The sequence below is a fragment of the Pedobacter aquae genome, assembly GCF_008195825.1.
Taxonomy (GTDB): Bacteria; Bacteroidota; Bacteroidia; order Sphingobacteriales; family Sphingobacteriaceae; genus Pseudopedobacter; species Pseudopedobacter aquae.
The window spans coordinates 2,730,887-2,752,644 of the sequence record NZ_CP043329.1 but is presented as its reverse complement, the minus strand read 5'-3'; the positions used below and the strand labels follow the sequence as shown (position 1 = coordinate 2,752,644).

At 35.2% G+C, this 21,758-nt stretch carries 18 protein-coding genes; 11 read left to right on the top strand and 7 right to left on the bottom strand.

Going from position 1 to position 21,758, the window contains the following annotated elements; genetic code table 11:
* Positions 1 to 141: 141 nt before the first annotated feature.
* The gene (ald, locus tag FYC62_RS12075; protein ID WP_149075102.1) at positions 142 to 1,266 is read left to right on the top strand and encodes an alanine dehydrogenase; all 1,125 of its coding nucleotides are present in this window, start codon (positions 142 to 144) and stop codon (positions 1,264 to 1,266) included.
* Positions 1,267 to 1,346: 80 nt separating this feature from the next.
* On the opposite strand, the gene frr is transcribed toward ald, so the two are convergent.
* From frr to rplM, 6 genes are all read right to left on the bottom strand, one after another.
* Entirely contained in the window at positions 1,347 to 1,910 is a 564-nt protein-coding gene (gene frr, locus FYC62_RS12070; RefSeq protein ID WP_149075101.1) for a ribosome recycling factor, read from the bottom strand.
* 28 nt (positions 1,911 to 1,938) lie between these two features.
* Positions 1,939 to 2,643 (bottom strand): UMP kinase, encoded by a 705-nt coding sequence (pyrH, locus tag FYC62_RS12065; protein WP_026905388.1) that lies wholly within the window; start codon positions 2,641 to 2,643, stop codon positions 1,939 to 1,941.
* 170 nt (positions 2,644 to 2,813) lie between these two features.
* Positions 2,814 to 3,653: a translation elongation factor Ts gene (gene tsf, locus FYC62_RS12060; protein ID WP_039448772.1), complete on the bottom strand. Its 840-nt coding sequence runs from the start codon at positions 3,651 to 3,653 to the stop codon at positions 2,814 to 2,816.
* 101 nt (positions 3,654 to 3,754) lie between these two features.
* Positions 3,755 to 4,579 carry a 30S ribosomal protein S2 gene (rpsB, locus tag FYC62_RS12055; protein WP_149075100.1) on the bottom strand — a complete coding sequence of 275 codons (825 nt, stop codon included), beginning with the start codon at positions 4,577 to 4,579 and terminating at the stop codon, positions 3,755 to 3,757.
* An 18-nt stretch (positions 4,580 to 4,597) separates the two neighbouring features.
* The gene (rpsI, locus tag FYC62_RS12050) at positions 4,598 to 4,984 is read right to left on the bottom strand and encodes a 30S ribosomal protein S9 (protein WP_039448776.1); all 387 of its coding nucleotides are present in this window, start codon (positions 4,982 to 4,984) and stop codon (positions 4,598 to 4,600) included.
* A gap of 16 nt (positions 4,985 to 5,000) precedes the next feature.
* Positions 5,001 to 5,444 carry a 50S ribosomal protein L13 gene (gene rplM / locus FYC62_RS12045; protein WP_026905384.1) on the bottom strand — a complete coding sequence of 148 codons (444 nt, stop codon included), beginning with the start codon at positions 5,442 to 5,444 and terminating at the stop codon, positions 5,001 to 5,003.
* Positions 5,445 to 5,685: 241 nt separating this feature from the next.
* Here rplM and FYC62_RS12040 point away from each other — a divergent pair, with 241 nt between their 5' ends.
* From FYC62_RS12040 to FYC62_RS12015, 6 genes are all read left to right on the top strand, one after another.
* Complete coding sequence (locus FYC62_RS12040; protein ID WP_039448778.1) at positions 5,686 to 5,985, top strand: nucleotidyltransferase family protein; 300 nt, start codon at positions 5,686 to 5,688, stop codon at positions 5,983 to 5,985.
* Positions 5,978 to 6,331 carry a HepT-like ribonuclease domain-containing protein gene (locus FYC62_RS12035; protein WP_039448780.1) on the top strand — a complete coding sequence of 118 codons (354 nt, stop codon included), beginning with the start codon at positions 5,978 to 5,980 and terminating at the stop codon, positions 6,329 to 6,331. Before FYC62_RS12040 ends, FYC62_RS12035 begins: the two co-directional genes overlap by 8 nt.
* Before the next feature lie 369 nt (positions 6,332 to 6,700).
* The gene (locus FYC62_RS12030) at positions 6,701 to 7,504 is read left to right on the top strand and encodes a glycerophosphodiester phosphodiesterase (protein ID WP_149075099.1); all 804 of its coding nucleotides are present in this window, start codon (positions 6,701 to 6,703) and stop codon (positions 7,502 to 7,504) included.
* 22 nt (positions 7,505 to 7,526) lie between these two features.
* Positions 7,527 to 8,861 carry a glycerol-3-phosphate transporter gene (gene glpT / locus FYC62_RS12025; protein WP_039448784.1) on the top strand — a complete coding sequence of 445 codons (1,335 nt, stop codon included), beginning with the start codon at positions 7,527 to 7,529 and terminating at the stop codon, positions 8,859 to 8,861.
* A gap of 232 nt (positions 8,862 to 9,093) precedes the next feature.
* Positions 9,094 to 11,952 carry a phospholipase D-like domain-containing protein gene (locus tag FYC62_RS12020; RefSeq protein ID WP_149075098.1) on the top strand — a complete coding sequence of 953 codons (2,859 nt, stop codon included), beginning with the start codon at positions 9,094 to 9,096 and terminating at the stop codon, positions 11,950 to 11,952.
* Positions 11,953 to 11,991: 39 nt separating this feature from the next.
* Positions 11,992 to 13,380 (top strand): Gfo/Idh/MocA family protein, encoded by a 1,389-nt coding sequence (locus FYC62_RS12015; RefSeq protein WP_149075097.1) that lies wholly within the window; start codon positions 11,992 to 11,994, stop codon positions 13,378 to 13,380.
* Between the two features lie 76 nt (positions 13,381 to 13,456).
* On the opposite strand, the gene FYC62_RS12010 is transcribed toward FYC62_RS12015, so the two are convergent.
* Positions 13,457 to 14,221 (bottom strand): DeoR/GlpR family DNA-binding transcription regulator, encoded by a 765-nt coding sequence (locus tag FYC62_RS12010; protein ID WP_039448788.1) that lies wholly within the window; start codon positions 14,219 to 14,221, stop codon positions 13,457 to 13,459.
* A gap of 190 nt (positions 14,222 to 14,411) precedes the next feature.
* Between FYC62_RS12010 and FYC62_RS12005 the strand changes: the two genes are divergently transcribed.
* From FYC62_RS12005 to FYC62_RS11990, 4 genes are all read left to right on the top strand, one after another.
* Positions 14,412 to 16,025 (top strand): glycerol-3-phosphate dehydrogenase/oxidase, encoded by a 1,614-nt coding sequence (locus FYC62_RS12005; protein ID WP_149075096.1) that lies wholly within the window; start codon positions 14,412 to 14,414, stop codon positions 16,023 to 16,025.
* A gap of 4 nt (positions 16,026 to 16,029) precedes the next feature.
* Positions 16,030 to 17,520, top strand: coding sequence for a glycerol kinase GlpK (gene glpK, locus FYC62_RS12000; protein ID WP_149075095.1), 1,491 nt, complete (start codon positions 16,030 to 16,032; stop codon positions 17,518 to 17,520).
* Between the two features lie 63 nt (positions 17,521 to 17,583).
* Entirely contained in the window at positions 17,584 to 18,312 is a 729-nt protein-coding gene (locus tag FYC62_RS11995) for an MIP/aquaporin family protein (protein ID WP_149075094.1), read from the top strand.
* A gap of 224 nt (positions 18,313 to 18,536) precedes the next feature.
* Positions 18,537 to 21,755: a SusC/RagA family TonB-linked outer membrane protein gene (locus FYC62_RS11990; RefSeq protein ID WP_149075093.1), complete on the top strand. Its 3,219-nt coding sequence runs from the start codon at positions 18,537 to 18,539 to the stop codon at positions 21,753 to 21,755.
* The last annotated feature ends 3 nt before the right edge of the window (positions 21,756 to 21,758 follow it).

Sequence of the window (21,758 nt, the reverse complement as noted above, 5' to 3'; positions counted from 1 at the left end):
AAAGAATATTTTTCTTTTATATGTAGTATAAATATATGTATTTTCTTATTTTTTTCATGATGATAAAAAAAAATTCTGATGTTGTAATTTAGTTACTCTTTAAGGAATTCATTTTAAATACTTAAAGAGCAAAACATATTTATGATTATAGGAGTACCGAAGGAAATTAAGAATAACGAGAATAGGGTTGCAGTTACTCCTGCCGGTGCAGCTGCTTTTGTGAAGAATGGTCATCAGGTTTATATCCAAAAATCTGCTGGTTTAGGTAGCGGTTTTACCGATGAAGATTACGCAAAAGTAGGCGCTCAATTACTGGATACCATTGAAGAGGTTTATGCTGTTGCCGAGATGATTTGCAAAGTAAAAGAGCCTATTGCAGAAGAATATCCTCTAGTAAAAGAAAATCAATTAATATTTACATATTTTCATTTTGCATCATCCGAGGCTTTAACAAAAGCTATGATTGCTAGTAAGGCTATCTGTTTAGCTTATGAAACAGTAGAGAAAAAAGATAGAAGCTTACCACTTTTAATTCCTATGTCTGAAGTAGCAGGCAGAATGGCTATACAGGAAGGGGCTAAATACCTAGGTAAACCAACAGGCGGCAGAGGAGTTTTATTGGGCGGCGTTGCCGGAGTTAAGCCCGCTAATGTCCTCATCATTGGTGGTGGTATTGTTGGTACACAGGCTGCTAAAATGGCCGCTGGCTTAGGGGCTAATGTTACCATGATGGATGTAGATTTACAAAGACTACGTTATTTAGAAGATATCATGCCTGCCAATGTAGATACTGTAATTTCTAACGAATATAATTTAGAAGAAGCTGTAAAAACAGCAGATTTAATTGTTGGTGCCGTTTTAATACCCGGAGCCAAAGCGCCTCATTTGGTTACACGTTCTATGCTAAAGTTAATGAAACCGGGAACGGTTTTGGTTGACGTAGCTGTAGACCAAGGCGGTTGTATAGAGACTTGTACGCCTACTACACATGAGAATCCTATATTTATCATAGATGGTATTGTGCACTATTGTGTAGCTAATATGCCGGGTGCTGTGCCTTATACCTCTACTTTAGCTTTAACCAATGCTACTTTACCCTATGCTTTACAATTGGCAAACAAAGGGTGGGTAAAAGCCGTAAAAGAAAATGAAGAATTAAGAAAAGGATTAAATATTGTAAATGGAGATGTAGTTTATAAAGGCGTTGCAGATGCTTTTAACTTACCATTAGAACCCATCAGATTAGAAGAAGAAATACCTGCTTAAGGTTGAAGATAATACACTGACTAACTAACAGTAATGGGAACAAAGCAATAGCGATGTTCCCTTTTTTTTATTTTACAGACTTAAACAGTCATGATATCTTTCTCTTTCAGCTCAACCAATTGGTCAATTTTGGCAATGTAAGCGTCGGTAATTTTCTGAACTTCGGCTTCGCCAACTTTAATCTCGTCTTCAGAAGCACCATCATTTTTTAGTTTTTTGATGCTTTCATTCGTGTTTTTTCTGATGTTTCTGATGCTGATTCTGCCTGTTTCTGCTTCCTCTTTAACTTTCTTCACTAAATCGCGTCTTCTTTCTTCTGTTAAAGGTGGTACATTCAATCTTATCAATTGCCCATCATTTTGTGGGTTTAAGCCTACATTAGAAATCATGATGGCTTTTTCTATGGGGCCAATCATGCTTTTCTCCCATGGTTGTACCACAATGGTTCTTGCGTCTGGTGTGTTGATATTAGCTACTTGCGTAAGCGGAGTAGGAGCGCCATAATAATCAACCATTATGCCATCTAACATAGCCGGAGACGCTTTACCCGCTCTAATTTTAGTAAACTCACTATCCGTATGGGCTAAAGCTTTTTGCATGGTAGAGCTTGCCTCTTCCAGTTCTAACTTAATAAACTCGTTCATCTTTAATTTATTTACGTAAAATTAGTTTTTATTTAACCAAAGTGCCTATGGTTTCGCCTTTAATCAATTTCATTAGGTTACCAGGCTTATTCATATCAAATACAATAATGGGAAGATTGTTTTCATCACATAACGTAAAAGCTGTCATATCCATGACGTTTAAATTTCTATCGTATACCTCAGTAAACGATAAATGATCAAACTTAGTAGCTGTAGCGTCTTTCTCTGGGTCTGCAGTGTAGATACCATCTACACGGGTTCCTTTTAAAACAACATCAGCTTTAATCTCAATTGCTCTTAATGCAGCTGCAGAGTCTGTTGTGAAATACGGATTACCTGTGCCGGCACCAAAAATTACAACTCTTCCTTTTTCTAAATGTCTCATGGCTCTTCTACGAACGTAAGGCTCGCAAATTTGCTCCATTTTAATAGCCGATTGTAAACGAGTATATACCCCAACTGTTTCTAAAGCGTTTTGTAGCGCCATAGAATTAATGACGGTGGCTAACATACCCATATAATCAGCCTGCGCTCTATCCATTCCAGATTTTTCTGCGCTTAAGCCTCTAAAAATATTCCCTCCGCCAATTACAATAGCTACTTCAACGCCCTCTTCTTTAACCGCTTTTATCTCTTTAGCATATTGTAATACTCTGGCATTATCAATACCATATTGTTGGTCTCCCATCAGGGATTCTCCACTTAGTTTCAGTAAAATTCTCTTATATTTCATTAAAGGGGGATTTTGGCAAAAATAGGAATTATCCTGTTAAATAAAATAACAATTTAGATTTAGCTAAACGCCGATACAAAAAATCCCCATCTAATAAAAGATGAGGATTTTATAATTTTTTCGGCCTATCAAGCAATCTTACCACTCAATACACACTACTCAAATCTCAATTAAGCTCCTAAAACAACTCTCTTGAAAGATTTAACGGTTAAACCGTTAGAAACTCCATTTAAGAAAGCTCTGATATCTTTAGAAGAATCTTTAACAAATTCTTGATTTAATAAAGTTTGCTCTTTGTAGAACTTGTTTAATTTACCAGCAGCAATTTTTTCTACCATTTCTTCTGGTTTACCTTCTGCTCTGATTTGTTCTTTAGCAATTTCAAGTTCTCTTTCGATTACTCTTGAATCAACATCGTCTTTATCAACGCCAACTGGGCTCATAGCAGCAATTTGCATAGCTACGTCTTTACCAGCTTCATCAACACCCGCTGCATCTTGGCTTAAACCAACCAATACACCTAAACGGTAGTTACCGTGGATATAAGCAACAACTTTTTCAGCCTCAATAACTTCGTATTTAGAAACGCCAATTTTCTCACCTATTTTACCAGTTTGGTCTAATATCAAGTCAGAAATTTTAGTTCCGTTTAATTCTTGAGCTAATAAATCTTCTAAAGAAGCTGGGTTAGTTTCAATAGCTTTAGCAGCAATAGCATCAGCAAATGCAATAAAATCAGCATTTTTAGCTACGAAATCTGTTTCGCAGTTTACTTCTACTACAACACCTTTTTTACCATCGGCAGTAGTTTTAGCAATAACAACACCTTCGTTAGAATCTCTATCCTGACGAGAAGCTGCTACTTTAGCACCTTTTTTACGTAGGTAATCTACTGCTGCTTCAAAATCGCCGTTAGACTCTGTTAAAGCTTTTTTACAATCCATCATACCTGCGCCAGTTTGTTGGCGAAGTTTATTTACATCTGCTGCAGAAATTTGTACTGTAGACATTTTATTTTCTTTTTTTAAGTTTCAAACTAAAAGTAATGGGCTGTTAGTTGTTAGTTGTAGAAATCTATCAACTAAAAACAAACAACCCACAACTAAATTATTTATTCGCCTTTAGCTTCTTCAGTTACTTCTGCAGTAACTTCAGTTGCTTTTTTTCCTTTTCTAGCTTCAACAGCTGGCGCATCAGCTTTAGCTTTTTCAGCTGCTGCTTCTTTGTCAGATTCTGCTTCTTTCTCTTGCTTACGCTCTTCTAAACCTTCTTCAATGGCTTTAACAATAATGCCAGCGATTAAAGAGATAGATTTAGTTGCGTCATCATTCGCAGGAATAGGGAAATCAATGTTAGAAGGGTCAGAGTTAGTATCCACCATTGCAAAAGTTGGGATATTTAACTTTAAAGCCTCAGTAACAGCGATATGCTCTTTCTTAACATCTATTAAGAATAATGCTGCTGGTAAACGGTTTAAATCAGCGATACCTCCTAAAAGGTTTTCTAATTTAATACGCTCACGCTGTATCATTAATTTTTCTTTTTTAGATAATACATCGTAAGTACCGTCTTTAGTCATTTTATCGATGTTAGTCATCTTTTTAATTGACTTTCTTACGGTAGCAAAGTTAGTTAACATACCACCTAACCATCTTTCGGTTACGTAAGGCATGTTTACAGATCTTGCATATTCTGCAACGATGTCTTTTGCTTGTTTCTTTGTAGAAACAAATAATACTTTACGACCTGATTTTACAATCTGCTTGATAGCAGCTGCAGCCTCTTCAACTTTTACTAAAGTTTTGTTTAAGTCGATAATATGGATTCCATTGCGCTCCATGAAAATGTATTGCGCCATTTTAGGATTCCACTTGCGGGTAAGGTGTCCAAAGTGTACACCTGCATCCAATAAGTCCTGATAAGTTGTTCTTGCCATTGTTGTGTCCTCCTAAAATTAACGTTTACTGAACTGGAATCTCTTACGAGCTTTAGCTCTACCTGGTTTCTTACGCTCAACCATACGTCTATCACGTGTCATTAAGCCTTTAGCTCTTAGAGCAGGTTTTCTAATTCCATCTAATTCAACAATAGCTTTAGCAATCGCTAAACGAACAGCTTCAGCTTGACCTTTAATACCACCACCAGCTACGTTTACTTTAACATCGTATTGACCAGTAACCTCAGCAACGATGAAGGCTTGGTTAACAATGTATTGTAAAGGTAAGGTTGGGAAATATTCTGTATAATCTTTACCATTTACGGTAATTTGACCATTACCCTCAGTTAAATAAATGCGGGCAACTGCAGTTTTTCTTCTTCCAGAAGTGTTAGTAACTGACATTTTCTTTCTCCTTTAATTAAAATTTAACTTCTTTAGGGTTTTGTGCAACATGTGGATGCTCATTACCTGCATAAACATATAAGTTTTTGAAGATTGCTCTTCCTAATCTGTTTTTAGGTAACATACCACGTACAGCCTTCTCGATTACTCTTTCAGGATGTTTTGCTAATAACTCTTTCGGAGAAATAAAACGTTGACCACCTGGATAACCAGTGTAAGAAATATAGGTTTTGTCACCTAATTTATTACCAGTTAGTCTAACCTTGTCTGCATTGATAACGATTACATTATCGCCGCAGTCTACGTGTGGGGTGTACCCTGGCTTGTTTTTGCCCTTAATCACTTTCGCGATGTTAGAACACAAGCGCCCCAAAATCTCGCCCTGAGCGTCAACAACAATCCATTGTTTGTCAACGGTCTTTTTGTTAGCAGAGACAGTTTTGTAACTTAACGTATTCACTTGCTTTGTTTTAAATTATTTATAAATATGTTCTATCCCTAATTTTTAGGGACTGCAAAGATAGGGCTTTATCTTTAATTGTCAAGGGGTTTGAATGGATATTTATGCTCCTCTTTTCTTTTTTATTTAGCTTGATGGTGATTTACTGAGGAAATGCTCTTTAGCTAAGATTAATAAATCAGATTAAAGAGGAGCAGCAATTATAAAAGACAACGAAAGAAAATTTTAATAAATTTGTTATATGATTATTGACGATAAAAATATAGAGAAATTTATAAAACTTTGTAGCATATATAAAGTTGAGAGGATTTATTTATTTGGCTCGGCTTTAAATCAAAACTTTTCTGATAAGAGCGATATAGATTTTCTTGTAAAGTTTAAATCTATGGATTTGTCATATTATTTTGATAATTATATAAATTTCAAAGAGAAGCTTGAAAAATTATTTGGACGTGAAGTCGACTTAGTTGAAGAGCAAACATTAAGAAATCCTGTTTTAATTAATTCCATTAATAAATCTAAGGAACTTGTTTATGGATGAAAGAATTCTTAAGTGGCTTTTTGATATTAAAATTTGTGTTGATGAAATTGATGGTTTTTTCAGTGGAGAAGAAAAAAACTTCTTGAAATACAAAAGCAATATTATGCTTAAAAGAGCAGTGGAAAGAAACCTGGAAATTATTGGGGAGGCAGTAAATAGAATTATTACTCGTGATAGTTCTTTTATAGAAAAAATAAATAATTCAAGAGCTATCATAGGATTAAGAAATCAAGTTATCCATGCTTACGATAATATTTCTGATGAAAATATATGGTCGGTACTTACTCATCACTTACCTAAGCTAAAGTTGGAAGTTGATAGATTAATTACAGAAAGTCAAGGCTAGTCTTACTGTGTTATTTATAAAATTTTGTTTCTGAAATTCTTCCTAATGATTCAGGTTATCTGATCTTTTTTAAAAATTATTCGATTATACTCACTTTTTCATACAAATAATGATCATCCTGATAAGCTTTCTGAATAAGCCATTAAATACTAATACCACATATTAAAATTTACATGGATATATGGGATAAGGAGACAAGGCTAAAATGAAACCCACTATTAACTAATTATTATCTTTTTATTTCCTTTTTATTTTTATTTATTGTTTTATTTTTTATTTGTTTCTTTTTGTTTAGCATTGTATATACAATTAAAAATAGATGAGAAATATAGTATTAGTTTTATTATTGATTTTTCTAACCTTGTTAGCATGGCACAAGCAAATTTTGATAAACAAGGGCATCGTGGAAGTAGAGGGTTAATGCCTGAGAACACCATTCCGGCAATGAAATTGGCGCTAGATTATGGGGTTACTTTAGAAATGGATATTACTATCAGTAAAGATAAAAAGGTATTGGTTGCTCATGACCCTTATATTTCTGATGTATTTGCTTTAGATCAAAATGGTAAAGAAATACCTAAAGGAAAAGGTTTAAAGCTTTACCAAATGAACTACGCAGAAATAAAAACTTTTGATGTAGGTTCAAAATTTCATCCTTTATTTCCAGAACAAAAAAAAATAAAAGTACATATCCCACTTCTCGAGGATTTAATTGATGCTTCTGAGGCTTACGCTAAAGAAAAAGGTTATCCTGCACCTCATTATAACATAGAAACTAAAATTACTCTAAAAGGTGATGGCGAATTACATCCGGCACCAGAAGAGTTTGTGAAGCGCTTAATGAAAGTCATCAAGAAAAAAGGAATTACGGATAGAGTGATTATTCAATCTTTTGATCCTCGCTCTTTAGAAATTGTTCACCAAAAATATCCACAAGTAAAAACTGCTTATTTGGTTTCTAAAGGCTATCTAGAAAATCATCTTAAAGACTTAAGTTTTAAACCCGCTATATATAGTCCGGCTTATAAATTAGTAACAAAAGAAATGGTAGAAGCTTGTAAAAAGCAAGATATAAAAGTGATACCTTGGACAGTTAATACCAAAGAAGAGATAGAGAAACTAAAAGAATTAGGTGTTGATGGTATTATATCAGATTATCCAAACTTATTTTAATAGCTAATTATCTTTAGGATACATGAAATTATCTTTTTTAGACCCAGCAAAGCATCAACCTCTTATACAAGAACAAAAAATAGACCCCACTTATAAGGAGTTAAGGTGGAAAGTTTTTTTAGGGATTTTTATTGGTTATGCGGGCTATTATTTGGTAAGGAAAAATTTCTCTTTAGCTATACCCAACTTGATAGAAGAAGGCTATTCTAAAGGAGATTTGGGATTGGCTTTATCAGGAGTTTCTATTGCTTACGGAATTAGTAAGTTTTTAATGGGCAACGTATCAGACAGAAGTGATGCTCGTAAATTTTTAACATTAGGGTTGCTTTTATCTGCCTTTACCATGATTTTAATGGGGTTTTTCCCTTTTGCTACAAGTTCTATAGCCATCATGTTCAGCTTATTGTTTCTTAACGGATGGTTTCAAGGGATGGGTTGGCCAGCATGCGGACGTGTAATGGTACACTGGTTTTCTAAGAAAGAAAGAGGTGTTAAAATGTCTATCTGGAATGTGGCACACAATGTTGGTGGCGGCCTTATTGGTCCTTTAGCTATTTTAGGTTTAGCCTTTTTTAACGATTGGCATAGCAATTTCTATTTCCCAGGTTTTATTGCTTTAGCCATAGCGCTGTTAGCTTACATTTTAATAAGAGATACGCCGCAATCTTGCGGTTTACCACCTATAGAAGTTTATAAAAACGAAGGTGAAGTTTCCCCAGAAGCAGAAAAAGAACTCAGCGCTAAGCGCATTTTTTTAGATTATGTGCTTTTTAATAAGGCTTTGTGGTTCATAGCTGTCGCTAATGTTTTTGTCTATTTGGTAAGGTATGGTGTATTAGACTGGGCACCAACTTATTTGAAAGAAGTGAAAGGTTTTTCTATGTCAGAATCTGGCTGGGCCTATTTTGCTTACGAGTATGCAGGTATACCGGGTACGCTTTTATGCGGCTGGTTAAGCGATAAAGTTTTTAACGGAAGAAGAGTACCTGCGACTATAGTGTACATGTTTTTTGTATTGATAGCTGTACTGGTTTACTGGAAAAATCCGCCGGGAAACCCCATGATAGATAACATTTCTTTGATTGTTATTGGTTTCCTTATTTATGGCCCTGTGATGTTGATTGGCGTACAAGCTTTGGATTTGGTACCTAAAAAAGCAGCTGGTACGGCAGCAGGTTTTACAGGCTTATTTGGATATTTAGGCGGTTCTGTATTTGCAAATATTGCTATAGGTTACATTGTTGATGCTTGGGGTTGGGATGGCGGCTTTTACGTTTTGGTAATGGCATGTGTTTTAACCATATTCTTGAGTTTATTAACATGGAAGGATGAAATTAAACGATTATCAACGATATAATTTTTATGTAATACTGAAGAAAATGTAAGCCAAAACTTTAGATTTTACACTATTTCTTCGTTTGGTAGATAAATTACATACTCACATTAGGAGATAACAATTAACGCATATTGCTTATAAGTTTTTTCAAGAGCTAAAAACTCTTGAGGGTCCTTTGTTATGTCTAAAATTTGGGCTTGAATTATGAGTTAAATAACAGTAAATCAAAATATTATAAACTAAAATTAGAAATATGATAAGAAAATTACTACTAAAAATAAGTATGATATTTATGATGCTTGGTGTCATGAATACATCTTTAAAAGCACAAGTAAATATTACTTTTCCAGAGGTTTTATTTACAGATGCATCTTTGATTGCCAGAGAAGGCACTTCTACCGTTATTTTAGATAGGTTAATAGCTTTGATAGATAATACCCCAGCTGGTGAAAACATCAGAATATCTATTTATCTAATTAATTATCAGCCTGTAATGGATGCCTTGAAAAATGCTGAAACTAGAGGCGTTAATATTAAAATGTTGGTAGATATGAGCCGTTCTGATAGTCAGGAAACAAACGCAGCTTCCTTACCATGGTTGCAGGCAAATTTAGCTGGCTCAGAAATTGTTTCTACAGTAAACGATGTAAGTTCTTTATCTATCAATCACCATAAATATGTCTTGTTTTCTAAAGTAAATACCACAGCAGGTTTAGTAAGCAATATTACCTTACAAACATCGCATAACTTCACTCTTTCAGATGCTAAAAAAGTTCAAGATGCTATTACGTTTAACGATGCCGGTATTTACAATGCTTTTTTAAATAATTGGCAAATGATGCGGTCTTATGCAGCTGCCGGTATGAAGAATAATTTCAATTATACGGTTTATGAAGATGTTACTAATGGCTTAAGGGCAGAGTTTTTTCCTAAAATTACAAATGGTAGTTTTATTGGCCAAGATAATGTTATAGAAAATTTAAATGCTATTACAGATGTAGCAAATGCTAAAATTAGAATTGCCATGTCAGACTGGTCTGATTTAAGAGTTGCTATAGCCGATAAATTAATCGCCTTAAAAAATCAGGGAGCTACTATAGAAGTTTATGCAAAAGATGCAGCAGGAACATTAGTACAAACTAAATTAAGACAATTACAACAACTAGGGGCAACAGTAAGGATATTTAACTTAGAAAGCGGTAGTGATGCTAAATTTAATATTCATGCTAAAATCATGCTGATTGAAGGTACATGGAAAGGTCAGGCTAACTCAAAAGTGATTATTACAGGTTCTCATAATTATACAGACCCTGCGCTGAAAGCCAATAATGAAGTTTTGGTTTATTTATTAAATTCTCCGCTTTTTAATCAATACCATAATTATTTTGAGGGTCTAAAAACGGTTGTTCCCACGGTTCAATTATTGGCTTGGGATTTAACCGGATTAACTAGCTCAGACCAGTCTGACTATCCGGCTACTTATTTGTCAGGGATGTTGGGCTCAAAAATAGCCAGAGGAAGCGGATTAGTATATAATGTCTTAACCAAAGGATTTTCATCCGCTAAAGCAGATTTAGGTTCGGGCGTATTAACTACAACTTTTACCGAGGCTAAAGATAGAAATGAGTATTATGAATTTTCTGTAAAGCCTTTACCGGGTAAAGCTATCTCTTTATCAGAAATCTCCGCTAAGATTAGAAGAACTTCTAATGGTTCATCAAAAATACAATGGACTTATATCCTTAACGGTGGTGCTATTACAAATATTGGTTCAGAAATTGGTGTAAACTCTACTACTGAGGGCTATTATTTAGCCCCTGTTAATGTTAGTAATATTATCGATTTACAAGACATCAGACCTGATGAATTAGTAAAAATAAGACTTTATGTTTATGGCGAAGGCACCAGGACAGGAACTATTGCGTTTGGAGTAAGTTCGGCTACAGATGTAAACGTACTTACCATTAGAGGCGATTTAGCCAATATTTCTGATGATAATTTACTCATCAGCTGGTCTGCAAATACTTTAAGTGGAGCGACAGCTTCTTTTACTTCAACTACTCGTTCTAATGCCATTAGTTCATCTACTATGATTAGAGGCGGCGGTTTAGAAGCATCTTCCTTATCAAAAGGTTTTAGCTCTAGAACAAATGCAAGCTTGAATTTTACAATTGTAACAGATAAAACCAGTGCTATTGCCAACAATAGTTATGTAGAGTTTGATGTTAATGTATTGGCTAATTATAAAGTTTCTATTAAGACCATTTATGCTAAGTTAAGACGGTCTAGTGCAGGTGCAAGAAATTATATTATACAATATAGTATTAACGGAGGTACTTTTTTAGATGCGAGCCCAGCTCTTTCTTTTTCAAATAGTTTTGCTGGAGGTATTCCTCAAGACCCTATAGATGTATCTGGTGTAACTGCCTTGCAGAATATAGAAGGAAGTAAAAATATCAAATTCAGAATTTATTCTTGGGGTTATACATCTACGGTTGGTTCTTTTGCTTTTGGTTTATCAGAAACATCTTCTGATGATGTATTTACCATTGCAGGTACAGCTGTTTCAACATCTTTACCAGTTGTACTCAACAAATTTGAAGCAGTTAAACAAGTAACACAAGTAGGTTTAAATTGGAGCACATCATCAGAAAAAAATAATTCCCATTTTGAAATTTTAAGATCTTCTGATGCTAAAAACTGGACTTTACTAAGCACTATACAGGGTCAAGGGACAAAAGATGAGCTTTCTACTTATAGTTATGCAGATGTAAATCCTGAAATAGGAAACAATTATTATCAACTGAAACAGATAGATTTTAATGGCGATATTGCATTATCTGAAATCAAAGTTGTAAATTATGGCTTGTTAACCAATGAGTTAAAGGCTTACGCCGATGATGCTCAAGTGATAGCTTTTATAAGCCAACAACAAGTAGATGAAGGTTATTTAAATATTTTTGATATATCGGGTAGAAAGCTTTTATCAGAAAAAGTGAGATTAGCTTTTGGCTTAAATAAGGTAGCATTACCTATCCGTTTAGCTAAAGGTGTATATGTATTAAGGTTAGATAAAGCTCAAGAGAAGCTTACAACAAAATTCATCAAATAAACATCAATAATAATTGCTTTTAAGCAAAATGAAATTATCATGAATCGTAGAAATTTATTAAAAACAATAAGCATCTCTTTGGGTGCTTCGGTTATCAGTACAGAGGTTATTGCAAAATTAGCTAATGATTCTTTTTTGTATACCAGTAGGCCAAATTTACTTCACAAACCGCTTGGTAAGGCAGTAACAGCTATCACTATTGGTGCTGGCAACCGGGGTACAGTTTATGGTAATTTTGCAGCTAAATTTCCAGATCAATTAGATATTATTGGTATTGCAGAGCCTAATGAATTTAGAAATGATAGGTATGCAAAACAGCATCAGATAGCTGATAAAAATAGATTCAAAACCTGGGAAGATGTTTTTAAACAACCCAAGTTTGCCGATGCTGTTATCATTTCTACTCCAGACGATTTACATTATGCGCCTTGCATGAAAGCCTTAGAAATGGGTTACGATGTTTTGCTAGAAAAGCCCATTGCGCCTACAGAAAAAGAATGCAGAGCAATTTTAAGTTTAGCTAAAAAGAAAGGTAGAATTGTTGCTGTTTGCCATGTGCTGAGGTATGCACCTTATTTTGTTAAAATGAGAGATTTAATTGCTCAAGGTGCTATTGGTGAGATAGTAAGTGTACAACATTTCGAGCCTATAGAACATACCCATATGGCACATTCTTTTGTGCGTGGTAATTGGCATAACGCAAAGCAAACAACACCTATTATTCTAGCAAAATCTTGTCATGATTTAGACATCATTAAATGGATTATCAATAAGCCAAGTCGGAAAATAGTTGCCATGGGCGATTTAAAATGGTTTAAAAAAGAAAATGCTCCGGAAGGAAGTACCGCCCGTTGTACAGATGGATGTAAAGTTGAAAGAGAATGCCCTTATTCTGCTATAAAAGAGTACTACGAAAATAGAAAGAGGTTGGGCGTTTTAGATTTGCCAGAGGATAAAACTAAGCATCCGGAAGTCATTATGGAGCGTTTAAAAACCACCAATTATGGCAGATGTGTTTACCGTATGGAGAACGACCAGCCAGACCATTACATTACCAGCATCCAGTTTGCCGATAGTGTTACGGCAAGTTTCTCTATGGAGGCTTTTACTTCTTATCATGGAAGAAGAACCCGCATTATGGGAACTATGGGAGATATGGTTGGCGATATGGAAGAACTGGTTTTAAGTGATTTTAAAACAGGAAAATCGGTTAAATTCATACCTAAGGCAGAAGATGTAGATGGTTACAAAAACAGTGGTCATGGTGGAGGTGATTGGCTGCTGGTTAAAGATTTTGTACAAGCCGTTGGGCAGCAAAATGCTAGTATTTTAACTTCTACTATTGATGAATCTATCGAAAGCCATATCATGGGTTTTATGGCAGAGGAAAGTCGTAAAACCGGTAAGATAATGGATATACAGGTTTAAATTTAGTTTGGAGATTTATAATTACAGCGCTTCTCTTATTTGAGGGCGCTGTTTTTTTATTTCTGACAAATAAGAATTAAACTACAGTCACATGTATCCCCATACTCTCTATTGCTTGCAAAGTTGAAGCAGAAATGCCACTATCGGTAATGATATGGTCTATTTCATCAATTGGGCAAATTTTACCAAATCCTCTTTTACCAAACTTCGTAGAATCTGCCAAAACAATGGTTTTTTGGGCAACTTTAATCATTTCCCTGTTTAACTGAGCTTCCATAGAACTGGTTGTGGTTAAGCCAAATTCAAGATCAATACCATCAACACCTAAAAAGAGCTTATTACAGAAAAAGTCTTTTAAAATAGTTTCCGCATAAGAACCTGTAACAGAAGAAGAGCTTTTTCTTAACAAACCACCCAATTGTAAAACCTCAATATTTTGATGCCTAGTTAACTCTAGCGCTACGTTTAATGCTGCTGTAACTACAGTTAGATGCATATTGGCAGGAATAGCTCTTGCCAAAGCCAAAACCGTGGTGCCCGATGCTATAATTAAAGCATCGTTCTCTTGTATCATACCCGCTGCTGTAGATGCAATTTTAACCTTCTCCAAAGATTGAATTTTCTCTTTTTCATTAACAGGTCTGTCTATAGTGTAAGGGTTTTGAAGTGTTGCCCCGCCATGAGTTTTGAAAAGTAAGTTTTTCTCTTCTAGCAGCTTTAAATCCTTCCTAATAGTAACAGGTGATACATCAAGTTCTTTACACAAATCAACTACGGCTATATATTCTTCTTTTTGAAGTTTATTCAAAATAAACTGATGACGTTCTGCAATATTTATCATTACACTAATTTTTTGATTTTCTAAGGTAATAATTAAATATAAAAAGAAAATGTTTTAAAGGTTATCAAAATATTTTCTAATCTCTTTTTAAAGTCTTGAGGTTTTCTTTTTATTTTTATTTGTTCTTTTTTATTTCGATTTATTTTCTTATAATTGTTTAGTGTTTCGATTTACTTTCGATTTTTAAATTATGGATAGGAATAGAGAAGGCCAGATAAAAGACTTAGAAAAAGACATACAGTGGGATATTGTTGTGATTGGAGGAGGTGCAACAGGTTTGGGTTGTGCAGTTGATGCTGCTTCAAGAGGTTTTAAAACCTTATTGGTAGAGCAATCAGATTTTGCAAAGGGAACCTCAAGCAGAAGTACCAAATTAGTTCATGGCGGGGTTAGGTATCTGGCAGCCGGAGATGTGGCATTGGTTTACGAGGCTTTAAGAGAAAGAGGTTTGCTATTGAGAAATGCAGCTCACCTAGTTAAAAAGCAACCTTTTATTATACCATGTTTTAGCATTTTTGAACAGCTTAAATACGTGGTAGGTTTGAAGCTTTACGATTGGTTATCTGGAAGATTTAGCTTTGGTTCATCAACCATATTAAATAAAAAGAGTGTAGAGAAAGCTTTACCAGGTTTAGATAGTACGAAGTTAAGAGGTGGTGTAGAGTATTACGATGGCCAGTTTGATGATGCCCGTTTAGCGGTTAACATTGCACAAACGGCTATAGAGCAAGGCGCTACTGTACTTAATTACATAAAGGTAGAAGGTTTGTTGAAATCTGGTGCTAGGGTAAATGGTGTTGCTGTAAGAGATTTAGAAACACAAATCACCTATAATGTTAAAGCCAAAGCTGTTATCAATGCTACAGGTGTATTTGTTGATGATATTTTAAGTATGGATAAACCAGGCGCAAAAGCATTGGTAAGACCTAGTCAAGGAGTGCATATTGTGTTAGATAAATCTTTTATGCCTGCTGATGCTGCCTTAATGATTCCAGAAACTTCTGATGGTAGGGTGCTCTTTGCGGTGCCATGGCATAACTATCTAGTAGTAGGTACAACAGATACACCACTAGATAAAAACAGCCTCGAGCCAGAAGCACTACAACAAGAAATAGATTTTATTTTACAAACGGCAGCGCTATATCTTGCTAAAAAGCCAACCGAGAAAGATGTATTAAGCGTTTTTGCGGGCTTAAGGCCTTTAGCTGCGCCAACAAAAAATACGGGTAAAACCAAAGAAATATCTAGAAGTCATAAGCTTATTGTGAGCGATACTGGTTTGGTAACTATTACCGGCGGTAAGTGGACTACCTACCGTAAAATGGCGCAAGACACTATAGATCAAGTTATTCAGGTGGCTCAATTATCAAAAGCAGTTTGTAAAACAGAAGCCTTGGCTATCCACGGAAGCACAACTAAAAAACTTGGTAATCATTTAGATTTTTATGGCTTGGATGCTGCGCATATTCAAAATCTTATCAAAAAAGAGCCAAATTTAGGCGAGTTATTACATCCTAAATTTCCACATTATTTGGCAGAAGTAGTTTGGGTTACTAAAAATGAAATGGCCCGCACTGTAGAAGATGTGTTGGCCAGAAGATTGCGTATTTTATTTGTTGATGCACAAGCGGCTATAGAAATGGCTCCTAAAGTTGCCGATTTAATGGCATCGGTTTTAAACCAAAATGAAGAATGGAAAGCCCAACAAATAGGCAATTTTATAACTTTAGCTAAGCAATATTTATTAAACAAGCATCCGGTAACGCCAACTTATAAAGAAGACCAATTATTAACTAAAGCTTGATATCATGAGTAAATACATTTTGTCTTTAGACCAAGGAACATCAAGTTCAAGAGCAATTATTTTTAATGATGAAGGCAAGCAACTAGCAGTTGCTCAAAAAGAATTTACACAAATATATCCGCAAAGTGGCTGGGTAGAGCATGATGCTATGGAAATCTGGAGCTCGCAAATAGGCGTGGCTACAGAAGCTGTTATCAAAGCCAGAATTTCTCCGCAAGACGTTGCCTGTATTGGCATTACCAATCAAAGAGAAACTACCATCGTTTGGAATAAACAAACTGGCGAGCCTATTTGTAACGCTATAGTTTGGCAAGATAGAAGAACAGCTTCTTTTTGTGATGAGCTAAAAGCAGCTGGTAAAGAACCATTGATAAAGGAAAAAACCGGTTTAATGGTTGATGCTTATTTCTCTGCCACAAAATTAAAATGGATTTTAGATAACGTTGAAGGTGCAAGAGCAGAAGCCAATGCAGGAAACTTACTTTTTGGTACGGTAGATAGCTGGTTGGTATGGAAATTAACAGCAGGAAAAGTTCATATTACAGATGTAAGCAATGCATCAAGAACCATGCTTTTTAATATCCATACATTAAGTTGGGATGATGAATTATTAAGCATTTTTGATATCCCAGAATCTGTTTTACCAGAAGTAAAATCATCAAGTGAAGTTTATGGAGAAACAGCAGGAGCTATATTTTCTGCTAAAATTCCTATTGCAGGTATAGCAGGCGACCAGCAAGCGGCACTTTTTGGGCAGCTTTGTACACAAGCTGGTATGGTAAAAAACACTTATGGCACAGGTTGCTTTATGCTGATGAATACCGGTAACAAACCTGTAATGTCTAAAAACAATTTGGTTACTACCGTAGCCTGGAAGATAAATAACGAAGTCCATTATGCATTAGAGGGCAGTATTTTCATGGCCGGTGCTATTGTGCAATGGTTAAGAGATGGTTTAGGTATTATTAAAACATCTTCTGAAATTGATGATTTAGCTAGCGCTTGTGAAGATAACGGAGGAGTTGTTTTGGTACCTGCCTTTACGGGTTTAGGCGCTCCACATTGGAATCCTTATGCTAAAGGGACAATTTTTGGCTTAAGCCGAGGGACTAAATCATCGCATATAGCAAGAGCAGCTTTAGAAAGTATAGCCTACCAAACTATGGATGTTTTAAAAGCCATGGAAGCCGATGCTGATTTTGCTATTAAAGAATTACGTGTTGATGGTGGTGCTACCGTAAATAATTTATTAATGCAGTACCAAGCAGATGTTTTAGATACATCGGTTATCAGACCTAAGGCAGCAGAGTTAACGGCTATTGGTGCAGCTTATTTAGCAGGTTTGGCGGTTGGTGTTTGGGCTAATATAGAAGAGATAAAGAAGCAGTGGGAAGTAGATCAAGTTTTTGAGCCAGCACATACAACACAGGTTCAGAACAATATTATACAATGGAAAAAAGCAGTACAAGCGGTTAACCATTGGACAACATTATAAACAAATAAATGCATCCAGTCTAGAAAAGGTGCATCACCAATTATAAACTAAAATAAAGAAAACATGAATCAGTATGTAGCCGAGTTTTTGGGTACATTTTTCCTGATTTTATTGGGAAATGGTGTTGTAGCCAATGTAGTGCTCAATAAAACAAAAGGACAAAATTCTGGCTGGATAGTAATTACAACTGGTTGGGCCTTAGCTGTTTTTGTGGGTGTAGTTATTGCCGGACCACATAGTGGTGCGCATCTAAACCCTGCCGTAAGTGTTGCTTTGGCTGTCGCCGATAAGTTTGCATGGGCCGAAGTTCCTGCTTATGCGGCAGCACAACTTTTAGGAGCAGCAGCTGGTTCTTTAATGGTGTGGTTTTTTTATCATGATCATTTCAAAAACACAGAAGATATTAACCTTAGAGCAGCTTGTTTTTATACCCAACCTGCTATTTTAAATAAAGGATTAAACTTTATGAACGAGATTGTTGGAACTTTCGTTCTCATTTTTATCATCTTTTATTTTACTGGGGCCGAGTTGGAAATTCCTAAAACCGTTGTAGGTTTAGGCTCTTTAGGTGCTATACCTGTTGCTTTTCTAGTTTGGGCAATTGGATTATCTTTAGGAGGCACAACCGGATACGCTATCAATCCGGTAAGAGACTTAGGGCCACGTATTGTTTTCTTTTTCATCAATAAAGGGAAAGCTGGTGTGTGTAACTGGCCTTATTCGTGGATACCAGTTATAGGTCCTCTTGTTGGGGCAGTTTTGGCCGCTTTATTATTTATACTACTCTCATAATCAATCATAACAAATACTTAACATAAGAATAACCAGTTAGTAATATTTAATTGCTCTATTTGTGCCGCTAAGCAATAAAAAGAAACAATAAAAAATAAATTGTAAATAATATGGTGTTTTTAAATGTTTTTTATTTTAATTTTAATAAACCAAATAACTTAATAAATTTATTATTAAGCTAGACCTAAATACTAAATAGTAATTGAAAATCAATTTTTTGAATAATGAATGAGAAATGTTTACCCCGCTCAAAGAAAGTGGTAAAAACAAAGGGTATAAGCCTTTTATTTCTATCTTTCTTTCTAATTATTTTTAATACGTTAAGTGCCTTTGCGCAAACGGCACAAATAACGGTTAAAGGAAAACTTCTTGGTGAAGATGATGGTCAGCCCATCATTGGTGTTATCATAACAGATAATAACAAGAAGAATTTAGGTACAACCAATTTCGATGGTGAGTTTTCTATCAACGTCCCAAAGAATACCACGGTTACTTTTTCTTACATAGGTTACGAGCCTACAAGAATGACTTTTGCTAACAGCCAAAGTAACTTAACCATAAGACTAAAAGTATCTACAACTGCTTTAAACGAAGTTGTAGTAACGGCTTTAGGTATTAAAAGGGAAGAGAAAGCATTGGGTTACGCTACAACAACTGTAAAAGGTGAAGATTTAACAAGCGCAATATCAAATAATTGGACAGATGCTTTATCTGGTAAAGTAGCAGGATTGAACTTGGTAAGGTCTAACGGGGGGCCAACAGGATCAAATAAAATTATTTTACGCGGAGAGAATAATTTAACAGGAGAAAATGATGCGCTTATTGTAGTTGATGGTGTGGTTATTAATCAAGGAAGCGGTAGGTCTACTGGAACAGGTGGTTCGGGATATTTAAGCTCTGAGACGCCGGTAGATTTTGGAAGTGGTTTAAATGATATTAATCCTGAGGATATTGAAAGTGTAACTGTCTTAAAAGGACCCGGAGCTGCAGCTCTTTATGGACAAAGAGGTGCTAATGGTGCTATTATTATCACAACAAAATCTGGAATGGCTAAGAAAAAGGGTTTAGGTGTAACATTTACATCAAATACTTCTTTAGAACAAATCAATCGTTGGCCAGATTTGCAATATGAATATGGACAAGGTGTAGATGGTGATAACTATTATTCTTATAACGCTTCTGAGGATGGGCCAAGTACTAGAAGTACAAGTTCTGCTTGGGGACCAAGGTTTAATGGGCAAATGTTTTATCAATATGACCCTGTAACTCATACAAAATCAACAACAAGAACACCTTGGATACCATATGTTAATGATTCTCGTAGATTTTTTGATGAAGGAAGAACATTTACGAATAGCGTAACTTTGGATGGTGCAGGTGAAAAAACTTCTGCTAGATTTTCCTATACCAATGTAAATAACAAATGGATTATACCTAACACAGGCTATGGTAGAAATACAGTGGCGCTATCTGTAACGCAAAAAATGAATGATAAGCTACAGATTGTCACTAAAGTAAATTATACAAACAAGTTTAGTGATAATCTACCTTCTACAGGCTATAATAATCAATCCATCATGTATTGGTATTTATTCTGGGTACCAAGCGCATCGGTAGATTGGTTAAAAGATTACTGGCTACCAGGAAGAGAAAACAGAAATCAGAGTTTTCCATTCAGTAGTTTTCCTGATAATCCATATTTAATAGCCAATCAAATGTTAAATAAGTCTAACAGAAATGGTTTAACAGGTAACGTACAAGCTACTTATAATTTCACCAAAGATTTAAGTTTAATGGTACGTACGTCTTTGGATATGGCTCAAGAACAACGTTCTCAACAAAGACCTTTTGATACTGAAAAGTTTAAAAGGGGAATGTATCGTACACAAAATATAAATTCACAAGAAGTAAATAGTGACTTTTTGCTTAGGTATAACAAAAAAATCAATAAAAAATTTGCTGTATCTGGTTCAGTAGGAGGTAGCGTACTTAAAAACAATTATAATAGAGATGAATTAAGAGCCGATTCTTTATCTTTTCCAGGACTCTTCACATTAGCAAACGCTGCTGGTGTTTTAGAAGCATTACCAAACAGAAGTAAGTATGCTATTAATAGCTTTTATGGTCTTTTTACAGCATCTTTTAAAGATTATTTATATCTTGATGTTACAGCTAGAAAGGATTGGAGCAGTACTTTAGCAACACCTACATCTGTTGATAATGCAGATTTCTTTTATCCTTCTTTTAATTTAAGTTTTGTATTATCAGAAGCATTTAAATTGCCAGAAGCTATAAGTTTTGCAAAGTTAAGAACTTCTTTTGCTGGCGTGGGTAGCGGAAGCACACAAGCCTATCGAAATTCTTATAATTATTTTCCAGAAAATATATTCGCAGGAGGCTTGGTTAATCCTACTACGCTCCCTAATCTTAACTTACAATCTTTATATACACAAAGCTTTGAAATTGGTGCAGATGTAAGATTATTTAAAAATCGTTTAAGTTTTGATGTAGCGGTATATCAAGGTGAGACAAGAGACCAAATATTAAGCTCTGTTGTTGATGCATCTTCCGGATATAGATTTGCTGAGGTTAATTTAGGTGTAGTGTCTAATAAAGGTGTGGAAATAGCTATTAATGGCTCTCCCCTAAAAAGTAAGAATGGCTTAAATTGGAATATTTTCGGAACTTTTTCAGCAAACCGAAATACAGTAGAAAGTTTGCCAAATGATTTACCACAAGTATTACAAAACGGACCTGGAAGTAGAGGGTCTATAACCGCAAATATTGGAGGAAGTTTAGGTGATCTTTACGGCAGAGGTTATGAAAGGGCGCCTGATGGTCAAATCATTTATGAAAATGGTTATCCAGTTTTAACTCAGGATGCAAAATATATTGGTAATACCATCCCTCAGTGGAGAGCCAGTGTAGGCAATAATTTTAAGTATAAGAATTTTTCATTTAACGTTCTTTTGGATGGGCAATACGGCGCAAAAGCATATTCTCTATCTGCGGCTGTTTTGGCAGAACAAGGCAAGACAGTTAATACATTACCAGGAAGATATAACGGAATTATTGGTAATGGTGTAATAAGAAATACAGACGGTACCTTTAGAAAAAATGATGTTATTGCCCAAGACCCATGGACTTACTACACTGCACATTATGGGCGTGATAATGTTGAAGGCACAAGTTATTCAACAGATTTTATAAAAATCAGAGAAGCTAGATTAGATTATAGTTTGCCCATAAAAGTGGCTAATAAAGTTGGTTTACAGAGAATTACTTTAGGTATTTATGGTAGAGATTTATTTACCTTTTCTGCATGGCCAATTTTTGACCCCGAGTTTGGAACACTTAGCGGTTCTGAAATTAACAGAGGTTTTGAATATGGGCAGTTTCCCTCAACCAGAACCCTTGGTTTTAATTTAGTAATTGGCATTTAACGC

Bases quoted from the DNA above. Each gene is read 5' to 3' on its own strand.
- ald (WP_149075102.1), top strand. From the start codon at position 142: ATGATTATAGGAGTACCGAAGGAAATTAAGAATAACGAGAATAGGGTT.
- frr (WP_149075101.1), bottom strand. From the start codon at position 1,910: ATGAACGAGTTTATTAAGTTAGAACTGGAAGAGGCAAGCTCTACCATG.
- pyrH (WP_026905388.1), bottom strand. From the start codon at position 2,643: ATGAAATATAAGAGAATTTTACTGAAACTAAGTGGAGAATCCCTGATG.
- tsf (WP_039448772.1), bottom strand. From the start codon at position 3,653: ATGTCTACAGTACAAATTTCTGCAGCAGATGTAAATAAACTTCGCCAA.
- rpsB (WP_149075100.1), bottom strand. From the start codon at position 4,579: ATGGCAAGAACAACTTATCAGGACTTATTGGATGCAGGTGTACACTTT.
- rpsI (WP_039448776.1), bottom strand. From the start codon at position 4,984: ATGTCAGTTACTAACACTTCTGGAAGAAGAAAAACTGCAGTTGCCCGC.
- FYC62_RS12040 (WP_039448778.1), top strand. From the start codon at position 5,686: ATGATTATTGACGATAAAAATATAGAGAAATTTATAAAACTTTGTAGC.
- FYC62_RS12035 (WP_039448780.1), top strand. From the start codon at position 5,978: ATGGATGAAAGAATTCTTAAGTGGCTTTTTGATATTAAAATTTGTGTT.
- FYC62_RS12030 (WP_149075099.1), top strand. From the start codon at position 6,701: ATGGCACAAGCAAATTTTGATAAACAAGGGCATCGTGGAAGTAGAGGG.
- glpT (WP_039448784.1), top strand. From the start codon at position 7,527: ATGAAATTATCTTTTTTAGACCCAGCAAAGCATCAACCTCTTATACAA.
- FYC62_RS12020 (WP_149075098.1), top strand. From the start codon at position 9,094: ATGATAAGAAAATTACTACTAAAAATAAGTATGATATTTATGATGCTT.
- FYC62_RS12015 (WP_149075097.1), top strand. From the start codon at position 11,992: ATGAATCGTAGAAATTTATTAAAAACAATAAGCATCTCTTTGGGTGCT.
- FYC62_RS12010 (WP_039448788.1), bottom strand. From the start codon at position 14,221: ATGATAAATATTGCAGAACGTCATCAGTTTATTTTGAATAAACTTCAA.
- FYC62_RS12005 (WP_149075096.1), top strand. From the start codon at position 14,412: ATGGATAGGAATAGAGAAGGCCAGATAAAAGACTTAGAAAAAGACATA.
- glpK (WP_149075095.1), top strand. From the start codon at position 16,030: ATGAGTAAATACATTTTGTCTTTAGACCAAGGAACATCAAGTTCAAGA.
- FYC62_RS11995 (WP_149075094.1), top strand. From the start codon at position 17,584: ATGAATCAGTATGTAGCCGAGTTTTTGGGTACATTTTTCCTGATTTTA.
- FYC62_RS11990 (WP_149075093.1), top strand. From the start codon at position 18,537: ATGAATGAGAAATGTTTACCCCGCTCAAAGAAAGTGGTAAAAACAAAG.